Source organism: Citrobacter sp. Cf088 (assembly GCF_030334295.1).
Lineage (GTDB): Bacteria > Pseudomonadota > Gammaproteobacteria > Enterobacterales > Enterobacteriaceae > Citrobacter > Citrobacter freundii.
This window is the reverse complement of sequence record NZ_JAOWEE010000019.1, coordinates 114525-130180: the sequence shown is the minus strand read 5'-3', so window position 1 is coordinate 130180 and position 15656 is coordinate 114525. Positions and strand designations below refer to the sequence as shown.

At 43.4% G+C, this 15656-nt stretch carries 13 protein-coding genes and 1 pseudogene; 2 read left to right on the top strand and 12 right to left on the bottom strand.

Annotated elements, in window-relative coordinates; all coding sequences use genetic code 11:
• Window positions 1-217: 217 nt before the first annotated feature.
• Window positions 218-1235, top strand: a pseudogene (locus OGV71_RS01105) (integrase core domain-containing protein).
• Between the two features lie 213 nt (window positions 1236-1448).
• On the opposite strand, the gene OGV71_RS01100 reads toward OGV71_RS01105, so the two are convergent.
• The 11 genes from OGV71_RS01100 to OGV71_RS01050 form a co-directional block, all read right to left on the bottom strand.
• Window positions 1449-2291 carry a hypothetical protein gene (locus tag OGV71_RS01100; protein ID WP_286532433.1) on the bottom strand — a complete coding sequence of 281 codons (843 nt, stop codon included), beginning with the start codon at window positions 2289-2291 and terminating at the stop codon, window positions 1449-1451.
• A gap of 129 nt (window positions 2292-2420) precedes the next feature.
• A complete protein-coding gene (locus OGV71_RS01095) occupies window positions 2421-2933 on the bottom strand; it encodes a hypothetical protein (RefSeq protein WP_286532431.1) in 513 nt (170 codons plus the stop codon).
• A 1209-nt stretch (window positions 2934-4142) separates the two neighbouring features.
• Complete coding sequence (gene herA / locus OGV71_RS01090; protein ID WP_286532429.1) at window positions 4143-5882, bottom strand: anti-phage-associated helicase HerA; 1740 nt, start codon at window positions 5880-5882, stop codon at window positions 4143-4145.
• Between the two features lie 9 nt (window positions 5883-5891).
• The gene (locus OGV71_RS01085; protein WP_249643102.1) at window positions 5892-7142 is read right to left on the bottom strand and encodes a DUF4297 family anti-phage-associated protein; all 1251 of its coding nucleotides are present in this window, start codon (window positions 7140-7142) and stop codon (window positions 5892-5894) included.
• 407 nt (window positions 7143-7549) lie between these two features.
• Window positions 7550-7984 carry a HigA family addiction module antitoxin gene (locus tag OGV71_RS01080; protein ID WP_286532427.1) on the bottom strand — a complete coding sequence of 145 codons (435 nt, stop codon included), beginning with the start codon at window positions 7982-7984 and terminating at the stop codon, window positions 7550-7552.
• A gap of 82 nt (window positions 7985-8066) precedes the next feature.
• Complete coding sequence (gene trbL / locus OGV71_RS01075; protein WP_286532425.1) at window positions 8067-9413, bottom strand: P-type conjugative transfer protein TrbL; 1347 nt, start codon at window positions 9411-9413, stop codon at window positions 8067-8069.
• Between the two features lie 2 nt (window positions 9414-9415).
• Entirely contained in the window at window positions 9416-9589 is a 174-nt protein-coding gene (locus OGV71_RS01070; RefSeq protein WP_249643099.1) for a hypothetical protein, read from the bottom strand.
• A gap of 9 nt (window positions 9590-9598) precedes the next feature.
• Window positions 9599-10393, bottom strand: a complete 795-nt coding sequence (gene trbJ / locus OGV71_RS01065; RefSeq protein WP_286532423.1) for a P-type conjugative transfer protein TrbJ — start codon at window positions 10391-10393, stop codon at window positions 9599-9601.
• A 773-nt stretch (window positions 10394-11166) separates the two neighbouring features.
• The gene (locus OGV71_RS01060; protein WP_286532419.1) at window positions 11167-11928 is read right to left on the bottom strand and encodes an ABC transporter ATPase; all 762 of its coding nucleotides are present in this window, start codon (window positions 11926-11928) and stop codon (window positions 11167-11169) included.
• The gene (locus OGV71_RS01055) at window positions 11915-12772 is read right to left on the bottom strand and encodes a helicase RepA family protein (RefSeq protein ID WP_286532417.1); all 858 of its coding nucleotides are present in this window, start codon (window positions 12770-12772) and stop codon (window positions 11915-11917) included. The genes OGV71_RS01060 and OGV71_RS01055 overlap by 14 nt, the downstream gene beginning before the upstream one ends.
• Window positions 12773-12777: 5 nt before the next feature.
• Entirely contained in the window at window positions 12778-13008 is a 231-nt protein-coding gene (locus tag OGV71_RS01050) for a helix-turn-helix transcriptional regulator (protein WP_050927029.1), read from the bottom strand.
• 86 nt (window positions 13009-13094) lie between these two features.
• On the opposite strand from OGV71_RS01050, the gene OGV71_RS01045 reads away from it, so the two are divergent.
• Window positions 13095-14078 carry a LuxR family transcriptional regulator gene (locus OGV71_RS01045; protein ID WP_286532407.1) on the top strand — a complete coding sequence of 328 codons (984 nt, stop codon included), beginning with the start codon at window positions 13095-13097 and terminating at the stop codon, window positions 14076-14078.
• A gap of 315 nt (window positions 14079-14393) precedes the next feature.
• Here the strand turns inward: OGV71_RS01045 and OGV71_RS01040 are convergent, their stop codons facing one another.
• Entirely contained in the window at window positions 14394-15515 is a 1122-nt protein-coding gene (locus tag OGV71_RS01040; protein ID WP_286532404.1) for a hypothetical protein, read from the bottom strand.
• Window positions 15516-15656 lie beyond the last annotated feature (141 nt).

The following is a 15656-nucleotide window of genomic DNA, read 5'->3' as shown; positions in this document are numbered from 1 at the left end:
TTATAACAAGAAAACGTAACTTTTTCAATTTTCTTATTTATTTACAAGCAATTAGATAACATTCAAGCACTTACTGGCCGACATCTATTGTTATATGTTATTGCAACTCATCGACCAGATAAAAGTAACTGTTTTAGTGACCCTGCCCCTAAATCCTGCCCCATTCAGAAACAGAATTCCGGCATGATAAACACTCCCCTGAACGGAGGTGGTGCCGATGAAAAAGTCACTATTCACCGAAGAGCAGATTATCTTTGCCATGAAGCAGGCCGAGCTTGGTACGTCCGTGCCGAATGTCTGCCGCAAACTGGGTGTCTCCGATGGCACGTTTTACACGTGGCGCAAGAAATACAGCGAAATTTACCCTTCTGATCTCAAACACATGCGGCAGCTGGAAGAGGAAAATCTGCGGCTGAAGAGGCTGGTTGCCGATCTGAGTCTCGACAAGGCGATGCTGCAGGACGTGCTGGCAAAAAAGAGCTGACGCTGGCACGTCTGCGTGAATGGGTCAGGGATTTACAGGCCCGATATGGTGCCAGCGAAAGACAAATCTGTTTTGCGCTAAGGCTCAGCCGCAGTTCGTTCAGATATAGTTCATTTGCTGCCGATGACAGCCCACTGCGCCTGCGTATCCGTGAGATCACTGAAACGCGAATTCACTATGGATATCGCCGGGTACACGTGATGCTCAGGAGGGAAGGCTGGCGCAATAAATCCGCGCACCGCCGGCAGTCGCAGCCTCAGGAGCTGTATCCGAATACGTCTGGGCATGGATTTTGTCTCGGACGCTCTGTTTGACGGGCAACGACTGAGCCTGCTGACGGTTATCGACCTTTACACCCACGAATGCCTGGGGATCTGCGTTCAACAGAAGTGGCAGAAATGCTGAACAGCATAGCGCTCAGACGTCCTTTACCTAAGTTGCTGAAAACCGATAATGGTTCTGAATTTGCAGGGAAAATGCTGGACAGGTGATATATGAACGAGGGATCAGGATCGACTTCTCACGCCCGGGAACACCTACGGACAACGCTACGATCGAGCCCTTCAACGGCAGTTTGCGGCAGGAATGCCTGAACGAGAACTGGTTCATGCCTCTGGAGGATGCACGGTGAAAAATCGAGGCCTGGCGCATACACTATAACCAGAGTCGTCCCCATTCTGCACTGGGCTGGATGACTCCCTCCGAATTTGCTGAAAAATCTGCTGGTTGCCAGAATATGCAGCCAGAATGAAGCCGGTTATTCCTGATTATGAATGGATCATATACGTCAGAGTTTTCTTCCAATAATATAATTCCCAGATCATGATATTCTCTAATAACAATAACGCCTTGCTAAGCTGCTGCTAACGCAATGACTAACTTACCGCATAGCGCCGTAATCAGTAAACTATCTGAAACTAAAAATGCCACGCGTTAGCAGTCAACTTAAGCAATTTGTTAAATTTTAATCATCGATGCTGAAATGGGTTTTTCTACAACTTAAAGAACTTACATTGAACTCTTGCTTCAAGACTTCAATAACAGCTTCAATACTTACACCCAGCAAACACTTTTTATCAGCATGATGTTCGATAGCTATTCCAGCTAAATATTTAGTAGTTTCATCTCTGATATGTGTTAACTTTTTATGCAACCACACGCCACCGCCACTCAAGCCATTAGGTTTAGGAAATGTAACTAGTTCTCCTGATTCATTTTTGCATTTCTTAGCATCGAATTTAATCAATATATGAGTGTCAGGGGTTAATGACATATCTTCATACACTGACCCTTCACATGTCGTATTAAAATACATGTACATTTTCGATTTTACAGTATTATTCCTGCTACAATCGATTTTCGACTTGGTTGCAGGATAACCAATAAAAGAATATATTTTTTGCTCTGCACAAGTACCACTCGGCGCTATCATTTCCAACGTAACACAGTCGGAATTGTTAATTTTTACAAAAAAATCGTCATTTAACTCCAATATAGCAATATCTATTTTATCTGTATTTGTTCCTGCAGTCTTTATAATAACACCGCTAAACTCAACAAGTTTAGAATTATATCCTACAAGTATTGGAGAATTGGCACACTCATTTGCCACATGTCCAGCTGTAACAAAAAATTTTCGGTCATCGATAATTAAAAACACGCACGAACCAATCAACTCTGGTTTAGATCTATTATTTTCAATTAAAACAGGAAAATTATATACCTTAACATTTTCCATCGCTTGGTGTATTTCTTCGAAAACTTCTTGTTTCCTAGCCTCAACCAAGGCTTCAACTTGATTATTCATTTCAATATTTCTCACTAAAATCTAACGATCCAGTCAATTGCGCAGAACGCTTAAACTAATGTGTGTAAAAAATCCCTAAACAACACCCACCCGCGTTTAACACGTCAATTTTACTGGCTTATTATACGTTTAGTTACCAAGAGTCCAATTGACTATTTTTTTCTGATACTGACCCTGTTTATAATTAGGCACTTGGTCATGATTTATGACTGATAATATTGTTGATATTACAAAATCACCATCAGCAATCCTATATATCAGATTAGACAGATAAGATTTAAATTTTTCTTCATCTACTTTACCATCTAAACAACCGGTCAAACCTTTCCCCACACTATGAGCAATCTCATTTCTGGCTTTACGTGCTTCATGTAAGATGGATTTATACGAATCATCGATAATCAACCCATTAATATTACTGTTAAGTGTAGAAAACTTAGAGAATAATATATCAACGTATTCTTTAAACTCTTTTTCTGGTAAAAGTACAGATAACGATGATTTAAAATCTAAAAATTTTAATGTTTGATCACATAAGCTATCGAATCTTGTAGAAATAACCAAGCTACGGCCAAGAATAGAATGTAATTCTTCTGTATTTTCTGTTACTTCAAAATCATCTAAAAATATATCAGGCTGCATATACCCTCTCTAAACGCATAACGACTAAATAGCTGCGCCAAATAGTAGATCACCAAAAGGGAACTCAGCCCGGATTGTGCGATCTAATCAATCGCCAAACATCACAAACCACCAACCGGACTGAGCGATGCCGATCATAGCACCAATACCCGGTGACCGGTAAGTATCAAGGAAGTTGACACCCCGAGGTAATTTAAGCGACCTGTTTTGCCATCCGGTACAGTCCAGATCTAGCGCAGTCAATCCTGCTTCAACGTGCCGCTGAGCTCGACCGTCAAGTGCTGCGAATGAGTACCATGAGCCGTCTTCTCAGACACGTTGCCGAATGCCCTGCACAGTCTCATATGGAGCGCCCGCGATTTCGCAAGCTGTTGCGCGTCGTATGTCCCTCAGTGGCCTTGAAAAATGCGTTGTCACGTGGCTCGGAGTAAGCCTCCAGGATGTATGAGGTTTGCCGGCAAGCGAAACTCCAATTCTTCCAGCATTTCCAATGGATGAGCAAGCATCTGCACGAACGCCTAACATCGCACGATGTGGGCGTAAATCATTCGGCAAACTGCCGGACGATAGGTGCCTGAATAGCAATGTCTACTGCTGGCCGTTAGTTACAGGATACCAACGGCAGCAGTCGGCCACTGATCCCAGCACAAGCTCCTGCCTTGAACGCTCCACCAAGCATGGTACCGAGATAAATCTTATGGCTTAACCGTTTCGAGCCATGCCAAAGACCATTAACAACACAGTACACATCGACTTATAATCAGGTTTTATCTTTAAAAATCAGAAGATTAATATAAATCCCCACTCCCACTCGATTGTTTGCATCCTCATAAAAGCAATATTTATCAGTATGTTATAAAAAAATGAATCAAGAATGCTATGGTTGATACCATACTTCGAGCTAACGACCTAGAAACGCTCCCTATTGCCATCCAATAACGGCTCGCCACGACTAAAGGCAGGAGTTGTAAATATGGCCCGACCTTGGGGACAAACCCGCCGTTCGCGATCATATGGGGAGCGGCAGGTCTTGATCTATGAGTGCGGGAAAGCTGCCACTCTCCGAGCTTCGGGCGAAACGTCACATCCGGAGCCGACGGCGGTCTGGCGGGTTTGGGGTTCACAGCCCCCTGCGCTGCCTGGTTTCATTCGGTTCGGATCATTTATCCATATAGACAATCTGGACCAGTGATCCTTGATCAGCACCCGTCACCCTCGCCAGTTATCGGCACGCTTTTTGAAGTCGATCGTCTTCCACTCCGCTTTCCAGAGCGTTAGATATTTCACGTCACTGGACGAGGGTTCGGGGTCGCATTTCTCAACATACACCACACACGGCATGATGACGGCGTCCCCGATCAGAATCGCCTCCCCTTGCTCCAGCGCGGGCATTCCCTCGGTCAAATTGCCAAGCGTATCCGGTAGTAGTCGGCGGACATAGCTTTGATCATCAGGATTAGTAAGACGCATCGCCAGGAAGTTGGAACATTGCGAAAAAATAGTTTCTGAAATTTCAGACGGTCGCTGGCTCGAAATCAGTAGACTGATGCCGTATTTTCGGCCTTCTTTGGCTATGCGTTCGATAGCAGCCAGTGAAGCCTTATAGCGGGAAAGACCGCTCTTCGGCGCATATTTGTGCGCTTCCTCATAGACCATCAGGAATGGCTGTTCGGTTTTGCTTTCAACGCGCCGGGCATAGTAGCAAAAATCGAACATTAGACGGGAGATGAGCGAAACGGTGATGCTGAGTAGTTCAAAAGGGATGCCGCTAAGATCAATGATGGTGGCATTCGACTCACCGCCCACGTTATAGCCAGTGAACTGTTTAAGAACATCCTCCAAAGAAGCCTTCTTAGCCTTTTCACCGAAAATAAACCCTAGGCGCGTGTTCGCGATTTTTGATCTGACCCGTCGTTCGAACTTGTCGATTGTCCCGTCGGCATACGGCCCTTTATTAATCTCACTACGTTTTGTCGGCGCGAATTCGCGCAATTCCATACAATAGTGTTCGATCTGAGCATCAACGTCAGGGAAATCGATTTCCGTATTGTCCTTGAACTTGATCAGCAAAGAATTGTCAGCGTTCTTTGTCTCTCTGGTGAGATTTCTGAACGCATTCGCTACATGATTGATCTCGTATGGAAGTGGACTGTCAAAATTGACCTTCTCTACATCAGGATTACTGATCTTTTTTGCGATAGTAACAATCTGCCGCAGCAATGCCTCCTGATTGTAATTATTATTGTCACCTGACTCCAGAAACATGTCCTCCATCTCGTCTTCGTTTAGCAACCAATACGGCAGGACGAGATCATCGACGGTAATGACATTTGCTTTCGGAAACGCTGCGGCATATTCGGAATGAAGATCAAATATCAGGATATGGGAGTTGTTGAGGCCTTGGTATTCGCCTGTTTTGGCTGATATAGCCCTTTGCAGAACCGACGACACACTCGACGATTTTCCCGATCCCGAAGCACCGACAACAGCAATATGTTTGTTGAAAAACCGGTCGCCATGAACAGGTACAACGATATCACGTTGCCTGGTCAATGACGAAAAGCAAAAGCGGTCTTCAGCAGCATAGCTGTCTGCATAGATGGCTGCGATTTCCGCTTTCGTCGCCGGGACGACCTTCTTTGGTGGAATGGCGAGTTCGTCACCGCCGCGATTGAACTTTCCGTCTTTAAGGGTCCCAAGAGGATACGCATCAATCATATAAACGCGCTTGTAGTCACTGCTTCCGTCGCCTTTCACCTCTTTCATCTCGATTGAAAAGCTTTCGATGATGCAGATGAGAGAAACGTTGTCGTTGTCCGACACCTTGAGAAAGGACCCAACACGAAGAGACTCTCCAGCCGCCTGGAAGTTCAAAAGATCATCGACAGCCACTCTGACTTTGTTGGGGTAAACGGCGACAACCTCAGCATTGGCGATTTTTTCAGTCATTGTTCGTCCTCAGATAATTTTCGTGATTGTGGAGATACTACTGATGGGAATCGAATACATCCGACTCTTTGGACCAGGCAGCACCATGGTTATAGGGCGTTCAAGGAAGAAATCGTATATATGGCATAACTTCCGCCCCACCCCATCGAGGACCTCCAGCAACTGGTCAACGTCGTCAACAAAACGAATTTCGATTTGGTGCTCTTGGGTCTGCTGGCTATGAACATGATCGATGCGGAATGGCGATCCGCGATATGGGAAACCATCTACGAAAACTGTTCCAGTATCGAAAAGCATGTTCTTCACTTGCATGATGAGTTTTTCATCCGCGCCGCGTAACAGGATGAATGGCGCGTAGCGCTCGGAATTCTGGATGCGGCGCTGCTTAGCAGAACTCCAGTTGTTGCCGATTGCTCTGAGTTGGTCGTAGACAACCGAACCGTCGGTTGCAGCATTGCATTCAATGATGAAAGCACGGACGATTCCTGCGCCGTTCGTGAGCGAGAAGTACAGGCGTTTCATATGCTCCGCGTACTCACTTGCATCCTTCTCCCGAAGAAGCCAACGATTATGTATAGCTTGAGTACCTTTGAGCAGTTCCTGCAGATCAAGACGGGTGACCTTACGGTCGTTGTGATCTTTTTTCGTGGCGAGTGTGGCGATGTAGTCGAAGGCCATTGGATAGTGAAAACCTTCGGCCTCAAACCTGGAGACGTTTTGGTTTTTCCGTATTGCCTCGATGACGAGATTGCGATGTTCAGAAAATTCCGTCGAGATTTGTATGCTGAAGCTCTTGCAGAACACCTCAATTAGCCCATCTGGCGCGGCCATGCCGTCGAGCAACGACTTCTTTTCGTAGGATTTTGTACCGTCAGCGGCCTTCACTTCCTTTCGGTATTCCATCACCGATTTAAAGCGCTCCACGGAAAGCTCACCAATATCGATCTTAACTTCCGAAAAGTGCCCGTACAGCAGGTATTTTCGGCCTGTCCGCTGTGCTTCTTCGAGCCCATGGAAATGAACAAAGAGCTTATGCAGAGGATCACGCAGTACCGAGTCTGTCAGGTTCTGCTCCGCGTAGTATTTTACCTGGCCGTAAATGACGCCTTCATCGGTGTAGCGGTCGAAGTCTTCAATGCCCTCGATGACAATGCTCTCGTTCAGGCCCGCATTCAGGATTTCGAGTAACGATGCATCGAGCTGGTAGAAATAGCCCCTAATTGAAGCTGTTGCTTCACGTTTTTTGTCGACTTCTAACATCCCACCCCCTAATTAATCTCCAATTGACATCATAAGAGAGATTAAGCGGGAGTGCGAGTGAGCATATTTGCGCCGACGGCACTGGCCTGAATGTCGTGAAGGCGTCGATTGTGGCCAAGAGCATTTCGGGTGGCGAGACGATCAGCGCGATGGTGCGTCGACCGTGCGTAGCCAATTTACTGTTTCATTGACACAACCGGGGCGTTGAAAACTTGACGAGAATGTCAATGCGACAATTAGGGTTCGGATAGTCTCGGATGTCATTTTTTAATGCGTTCGGAAAACCACCCTTTTGGTAAGCCTTTCCTCAGAGTAAAGTTCTCGTTAGAAACTAGCAGTGTCTCAAAATCCATCCACAAAACGGTCGAATTTCATGACACTTGAGGGGCTGACCTGCTCCCCGTTGATTACTTACGCCGTTGCTCTGGGCGATCTTGCAACATCTGCAGATTGCGCCAGAAATCCTCATCAGTCCCAAATATGTCAGCAAGAACGCGAGCCTCATCATCCGTAAGACGACGCAAACCGCAGATAATATCTTCAATATCCTGCTTGCAAATACCCATAGATTTCGCCAGTTCATCGTGGGACATGCTCAGTGGTTTTAGGAATTCCTCTACCAACATTTCCCCCACTGTCGCAGGCCCGGCGGTATCTGCTTTTGTGTAGTAAGCAAGAATCTCTGAACGTCCCTGCTCATACGTCAGCTCACCTGAAATAATACGTGCTTTAATGGACTCATAGAGCAACGTACCACTGGGGTCCATTCCTTTAAGTCTCAGGGAAGCCTCTGCTTTGCGAAAACCCTCGATGCGTAACCGTGAATAGGGAGTCCTGGACATGGATTTTCCTTTGAGTTGCAGCAGTAAAGTTCGCTCAGTGAAAGCGTCAGTTCACGCAACCTCGTTAACTGACGCGTGCGATTCAAGATTTATTATTGCCGGATAAGCTATCCCCCGCAAAATCATCATGTTCGCGGTTATCCCGACGAGTAGCTGTTTGTTTACGTATCTGAGTCGCCAACGCCCCTCCAATAGTCTGTTGGACACGAGAAGAATTGCCACTTCGCTTCATTGTCTGGTACTCAGCAGCACCGTTAGCCATACTGCTTCCCATATGGCTTGCCATGCGGCCAGCTCGCGAGAAGGATGCAGCAAAACCTTCGCTTCCCCCACTGGAGCTACCTTTACCGGATGGTTGCTCTCCCGACGTGTCTAAAGAACCGGTATCTTCACCACCACCAATTACGCCGCCGGAACCCGACTCTTCGGCCATGGCAGCTTGCGCAGACTCGAACGCTGCTTTTAATGCAGAGGCTCCACCGCTGACTTGAGCTGATGCCCCCATTGCCATTGCCCCAGCACCGCTGATGGCAGTGGCGGCAGCGCCGGTAATCATACCCGCCCCAAACCCACCAATTCCTTGTAAAGACGCCCCTCCTACAACACCTGATAACAACAGTGGCAACTTATTCGTTAATACTAAAAGGATAATTGACGCCAGAAGCAAAACAATAAGGCTATTAAGATCTGGAACATCATCTTTAATGATAGAAAAATATTGGTCTATAAATGACTGTCCAATGCCAATAATTAATGTCATTGTGAACAGCTGAACACCGATTGATAAAACAGTACGCAAATAATTAATTGTTATATCAGAAGTCCACTTCGATCCACCAAAACCAAGTAATATAACTCCGGCGTAACATAACACCCACGCAGAAACCAACATTATCAGCATATTTATCGCGATGAGTGACATTACAACCAAAACAATTATCGCGACAGTGATCATAATAGTGGAGATCATTGGTGACCAGATCGATGCTGCAGAACTTATTTTCGTTAGTATCACAAAGGCTATATCAACTATACTTGAAGGTGAAATACCCGCACTAGTTCCTAAAGCATTTGCGGCAAGCTCTCTCATAGAATCAATTATAGATTTAGATATCGCGGGACCATTACTTAAAAGATAATAGAAAAAACCATTCACGGTGAAAAACCTTACTATTTCAGCAAGTAAATCTTGTAAGCCGCCCCCTTTCATAGCGATCATACCGAACGTCCATACCATACTTATTAATACCAACCCCCAAAATAGCCAATTTGCATAATTACCAATTACTGTCGTCCATGTACTGGCAACTTGCTGATACTTATCCAATAAAGTATCAAGTAAGCCACTGCTATCCAGTTGGCCTGCGTAGGCATTCACAGAAAAGAAAAATACCACACCTAAAAATGTAAGTTTTCTTGCGATTTTCATAATTACCAATCTCGCTTAGGACTTGGACTATTATTGCCACGAAGAGCACAATTATCGTATTTGAATCCATCAGGATTATTTTCTGGCAACAATAAACACTCCTTATCTTTTCTTTCACAAGAACATAAAATCAACGAGATGATTACAACAAATGACATCACGAATTTATTATTCATTCTGTCTCCTCACCAAACTCGTTTAGGGCTTGGTTTATTATCCCCAGCTAATACTTTCTCATCAGCTACTGTCTGTTGAGCTTCTTTATCTGCCTGTACTTGAGCCAGTGTCATTGCGGCATTCTGTTGGGCTACCAGAAGTGAGCGTATCTGCAGCAGTTGGTTGGCCTGAGCACTGGCAAGTTGGTTTCCGGCCTGTATTGCCTTCATCTGACCAGTTGCCCCGCTCGCCTGGCTTTGCAGGTCTACAAGGCTGTCAGCGTCAGATTGCAATGATTCTTGTTGTTGGTCGAGAGCTTTAAAGACCGCATCATTAGCCTTTTTACGTGCCTCCGAACTGTCCTTATCAGCACTCCGCAGCGCTTTTATATCATCGGCAGTACATGTAATATTGCTGTTGAAGCAAGCTGATGAACGATAGTAATTAATGTCCTGATAGCGCTTGAGGTACGAATCAAGACTACCTGTCTGGTTCTTGTAATAGTTCAGTGTATCCTGCGCCTGCAGTAATTTATTGATCGTAGAATTGGCCTGATCCCAGATATATGCTGCAGGCGCAGTAGTATTTCGCAGCATATTTTCATACTGCTGGAGCTGCGTCTGATACTGCTGAATTTGTTTTGCTACGGCCTGAACGTTATTGACTGCGCTGATTGTCGTTTGAACCACGTTAGTACCATCAATGACCGGAATCCCGGCTTTAGCCGCCAGAGCTATCAACGATACGGAAAGGAAAATGGGCACCATTTTTTTAGCGGCTAAAATCCCTCTCAATGATGTAAACATCTGTACCAATAACTTCATATTCCACCTCAATATTAACTGATTATTCATATTGAACACTCTCACTGTTAACAGTCACTGACATATGGAAAACAGAGTCTGAACAACAGTCATATGACTCTCCGTATCGGCCAGCCTCGCAGAGCAGGATTCCCTTTGAGCAGCCCCGGCTGCGAATAAAGGGAAGTGAAGGGGAACATCGCGTAAGCGGTGGGCCTACTTCACATGTCCTGCCCCACAGTTGCCGTTGTATATCTGTGTACGTATTGTGTATTCCTGTGTACAGGATGTGTTTTCTTACTGTATTACTGCAGGATTACTCGAATAAAAATCTGCAGCAACTTTGTTTTTCGCAAGGGAAATTATATTTCTCCCGTTTGAAAATAACTTTTAGTAGTTATATATTGACGCCCACCAACTTCATTCATGTTTCGATATATTGTAAGAAGCCTTTTAATTGTTCATGAACTAGTTTAATTACCATATCTCAGCATGTGACCTGCAGATTTTAGCGGCTAAAATCTCCCTCTATGCATAAGGCTAAGGGTGTACCTCATATGTCATGAAAACCTACCTCAAGTGTCTATATAACAAGTGCGTAGATAATCTCCTCTTCTGGCGTCCAACCATCGGCCTTTGGCCGATTCTTGATTTGAAAGCGCCTGCTCAGGCTGGCGATTTAAAAGCCTGAAGATACTGAATGATCCTATAAATACTGCTGAATAGTTAAAAAATCGGGCCGCTGTGACACACTATCGGGCCGCTATAACACGTTATCGGGCCGCTGTAGCACACTATCGGGCCGTTGTGACACGTTTTATCTTGGCACTTTTTATCTCAATGCCAATTTCAAGCAATTGCCCGGCATCTTCTTTCAATCGTCGACGATAATTACGCAAAGTCATATTACTCATCCCTTCACCACAAACTGCCATTATCAACTTATCCATATACCAGCCTCCTGAAGGATTATGCTTATGAGTTAAGACGTGACGAGCAACAGCCTGGCTAATACCATGTTGTAATCGAGCGATGGGGCCAGGGGGATAATAAAAATGCAAATCCCTTTTCAACAACATTGCGAGTGCAACCCCCAGACGGACACGCCATAAACGACGTTTTCCCCCGGTCAGGGGATCAGGCCGAGTCATAGGTGATGGCACTACATGATCGATTAGCCCTCCTATTATACAATCGCCTCTTCTCTCCAGCTCTGGAGTTATAATTTCAACTGTTGCAACGCGGAGATCTATAAGCAATTTTTGTATGCGACCATAGCTATATTGTGCATCGGATAGCGTTCGGCGTACCTTCGCTGGATCCACTAATAATTCGATTCCACCATCAGAAATTTCACGACGTTTCTCGGCAACATATAATATTGCCTCCACGATATCGGCATGACGTTGTCCGAGACGACCGGTAACACGACAACGTCCGAAACTGGTCTCCATCCACTGTCCCTTTAGCTCTTGAGGACGCTGGCTTGGCTGATACAGAACTACCCTGGCTTGCCATGCTGTACTTGTGGGTGCCACTTTATTACCAGTTGTCATTGTCAGCGCCATTCCAGGCCGATGTTCTTTCTTTAGTAAGCTTTTTATTATTCTTCGAGCTGAGCGCCGTTATTCTTAATACTCCCCCCTCGTGCCTCTGAAACCAACGATCAGGGGCACGTTCACCATAATTTGCTTTATTGATTCCAAATCTAACAAATTGATCTCGAATGCCATCAGCAATACCGTAGGTCTTCGCTTCTAATGCGGTCATACCCGCCAGATAAGATTGCCACCGTATATTATCAACCAGGACACTACTACCCCTGCTTGCCTGTTGTATATCACCAATTCCCATCGTGGCAGTGCCTTTGTTTGAATGGTGTAGAAATATAATCGAACACCCAGTATCAGCAGCAATACCTTCTAGCTTTCCAATGACTTTGGACATTGCTCCGCTATTATTCTCATCTTCCTGGTGGAAACGGCGAAGAGTATCCAGAATTATTAACCGTCTACCTTTTGAAATTTCATTGATTAAGTTGCTCCAACCTGACAAGAAAATATTTGGACATTTACCTACCAAAGGTTCAACTAGTAACTTATCAGCTACAAGCTGCTGCTGACGTGCTGTTAGATATTTTCCCAAAGCATATAAACGATGGTGAATGATAGTTGCCGAGTCCTCCACTGGCAGATAGGCCACTAACCCGGTTGGATATTCACCAAAGTTTAAAAGGTCTACACTACAAGTAATCTGCACAGCGAGTTGTAATGCCAGCATTGACTTACCAACACCTCCCGGAGAAATAATCGCTCCGACAGTACCAGCAGCAAGATTAGGCAAAACATAATCAATTGGTTGTGGCTTAGCTTCAAACGCTTCCATTATGTTCAATGACATTACAGTTACCTACCTAAAACAATACCGGGTCTGGCCGCTTTAAACATTGCTGATTTACGATCCGCAATCCACTGTTCTACTTCAGACAGTTGCCATGCAACATTTCGGCTGGTAAGCGCTATGCGGCGAGGAAACTCTCCTCGTTGCTCAAGGTTATAAATAGTCCGGGCCGACAATGGGATCATTTTCAGAAGTGTTTTTCTATTGATAAGCGTGCTATTTGCCTTTGTTTGCATTTACCTTCCTCCAGTTTCCAATCAGGCCTAAACAATGCCAAGCATTACCACTTGCTAAAACCTATTCATTGGCTAAAATGGTTGACATGAAAATTACTACCTGGGAAGGCTGTGACCCTACAGTTGCAGCAGCAATAAAAATGTTTGTAGAACGCGGATCTCCGTATTCCATAGCTTCGCGGAGGTATCCAATACTGCGTCTGGTTCAGGAAGTGATTGACCCTGCAGTAGCGGCGTATATAAATTCCCTGCCACTAAGCCATAAGGACTACATCTCTGGCGCAGACATAGGATTTAGTGAATTAATCAAAAAAATGGGTTTTAATGTCGTAGCACGGGCACAAAGACTTCTTTTGCGTAATTTCATCCTGACTTTAGATCGTCAAACTTCTCTTGATAAATGCCTTATTGCTACGATTGAATCTCTTATTGAGTTAGTTAGTGAGTGTGCATCCAAGCGGCCGAAGAAATCCTCACCTGCAAAAGGGGTAACTATAAATTCACAGCGTAAACTCGGTTTTTGCGAGTTCTGCGGTAACCAGACTGAATACTCTCAATTTATTAGTGAAATATCAGAATATGCTGCTAACGATATTGAGTTCCCCGATCATGAAAAATTGGTCCTTAGCCATCAATATTGCTCGAACCATAGGCCCAGACTGACCGACGGTCAATGGAATCCCAAGTACAGACAAGGAAAGCGTTCTTACGAACAGTTTAATAAAGAACTAATAAGACTGAGACGGCAATGCGCTAAACCCAATAAAGCCAATGCACACTCAGGGGATAGATTAATTGACGACTATTTCTTTCATTGGATTCTGTCTCAAACCTTGACACCTGCAGACATAGGTGAATTAAGAAATATTGCACAACGTATGGCTGATTCTAAACTTTCCGACACGAAGAAAAGAATTCTTATATTAATAAATCAAGGTTTTAATCAATCTGAGGTTGCACAGATTTTAACAGAAAATTATCACTTCTCTATGACACGTCAGGCTGTGTCTAAAGCATTAGCATCTGTAAGAAAGGAATTTTATATTAAGAAATTGTTTCTTTCGTCATAGTTCGTTCAAAAAAATAAATAAGAATACATGATAACCTTTCCACTAATCTAAAAAACCACATTGAATTATCAGAAGCTTAACAAGCAGTGTTGCAATGGAATATTAAAATAGAACACTCGAAACTGCAGTTAAATAACCCCTTGTACTTACGCTAATTTTTAAGAACCCCCCCCCCGGAGGCGTTATCAATAAAAATAAAGTCAGGATAAAAACCTTAACAAATAGACCTGCCACCATATAACCACAAAAAAATAGCGGCCGGTCTAATTATTATAATTAACATCGAGCCCGTAAATAAATCAATCAGTTAAAACATCATTCATCCTTTGCAAGTGAAAGCTCAATATCATTTATTATTAACTTCCCATCAACAATAAAGACATGTATTTCATCTCTATTCACAAGGTGTGACAAAATATTAAACCCCATTAACTTTTCAACCAGTAATTCAGATATTTTTTTGTTTATCATTTTAACGAAAGAGTTATGTTGTAGTAGTTGCCCTTTTAATCTCTCGAGATCATACCCGTTTAAACTTAAGTCTGACTCGATATTATGCTCTTGTTCATTCGTAAAATTATTGAAAGCATTTAATCGATAATCCATCATACTTTTGAGTTCATCGCACGCTCTACTTATAAAAGATTTATGCCTTTGAACGTTGCTCTCGGAATAATTACCACTAAGTACAATTTCACAAATCCTACCGGCCACTAAACGCTCAAACACTGCGAAGACTGGATGCTTAAGAACTTTACTTTCAAAAAAATCACTGGGGTAAAAATTATAGCCATTAACAATGAAGAAATGGTTGTAACCAGTTGAATTAAATTGTGGCTGTGACAATAATAGTTGACTGAAGTTACATCTCTGAGTTATATACATCTCATAACAATCATCATTATTTTTAACTATCCTTGACAAATAAACGTCTCGCATTGACCTATCTAAAGAAATATCAGGTATACATTTAAAACTATCTACTATAGTTTCTGAAATCCTTTCGAAACGAGCCTGCTCTTCTATGATTTGATGATTTCTTATATCAACACAGAGTTGAGAGATGTATGATAAATTATTTCTTATCGTGCTAAAAAGGCTAATACCCAATAAAGTAGGCATGATATCTATTTGGTTATCTAACTCAACTTTTTTTAAACCAGCAACACTACTAATTTTTCCTTTTTCAATACAAGTAGATGTAAGCAGCCCTTTTAACTCCCCACTATTAATTGTCATCAAATCCCGAGAAGAGTCCTTTTTAAAAATCACTCGGTAAAAATCATCATCTTCTGTTTTCTGTGTGGAAAAATTTAGCTTTTGGTTAAGCGCTGAAATAAATGGCGAATCAGAAATAAAAATCGGATTGGGAATCAATGAGTTAATCTCAGGATTGTTCTCAAAAAAAACCTTAATTTCACTCGGTGAGTATGACATAAAAGCACCCTTTTTATATAATTACACAATCGGAATCTTTTTAAGATATTTACAAGAAATAATCGAACCATCATATAATGGTATAATTCATTTTCATGACATAGGGAAGATTATTTTCATGATTAAGCTATGGCTATTCAT

Coding starts and splice junctions, on each gene's coding strand:
- OGV71_RS01100 (WP_286532433.1), bottom strand. CDS start 2,291: ATGAATAATCAAGTTGAAGCCTTGGTTGAGGCTAGGAAACAAGAAGTT.
- OGV71_RS01095 (WP_286532431.1), bottom strand. CDS start 2,933: ATGCAGCCTGATATATTTTTAGATGATTTTGAAGTAACAGAAAATACA.
- herA (WP_286532429.1), bottom strand. CDS start 5,882: ATGACTGAAAAAATCGCCAATGCTGAGGTTGTCGCCGTTTACCCCAAC.
- OGV71_RS01085 (WP_249643102.1), bottom strand. CDS start 7,142: ATGTTAGAAGTCGACAAAAAACGTGAAGCAACAGCTTCAATTAGGGGC.
- OGV71_RS01080 (WP_286532427.1), bottom strand. CDS start 7,984: ATGTCCAGGACTCCCTATTCACGGTTACGCATCGAGGGTTTTCGCAAA.
- trbL (WP_286532425.1), bottom strand. CDS start 9,413: ATGAAAATCGCAAGAAAACTTACATTTTTAGGTGTGGTATTTTTCTTT.
- OGV71_RS01070 (WP_249643099.1), bottom strand. CDS start 9,589: ATGAATAATAAATTCGTGATGTCATTTGTTGTAATCATCTCGTTGATT.
- trbJ (WP_286532423.1), bottom strand. CDS start 10,393: ATGAAGTTATTGGTACAGATGTTTACATCATTGAGAGGGATTTTAGCC.
- OGV71_RS01060 (WP_286532419.1), bottom strand. CDS start 11,928: ATGACAACTGGTAATAAAGTGGCACCCACAAGTACAGCATGGCAAGCC.
- OGV71_RS01055 (WP_286532417.1), bottom strand. CDS start 12,772: ATGTCATTGAACATAATGGAAGCGTTTGAAGCTAAGCCACAACCAATT.
- OGV71_RS01050 (WP_050927029.1), bottom strand. CDS start 13,008: ATGCAAACAAAGGCAAATAGCACGCTTATCAATAGAAAAACACTTCTG.
- OGV71_RS01045 (WP_286532407.1), top strand. CDS start 13,095: ATGAAAATTACTACCTGGGAAGGCTGTGACCCTACAGTTGCAGCAGCA.
- OGV71_RS01040 (WP_286532404.1), bottom strand. CDS start 15,515: ATGTCATACTCACCGAGTGAAATTAAGGTTTTTTTTGAGAACAATCCT.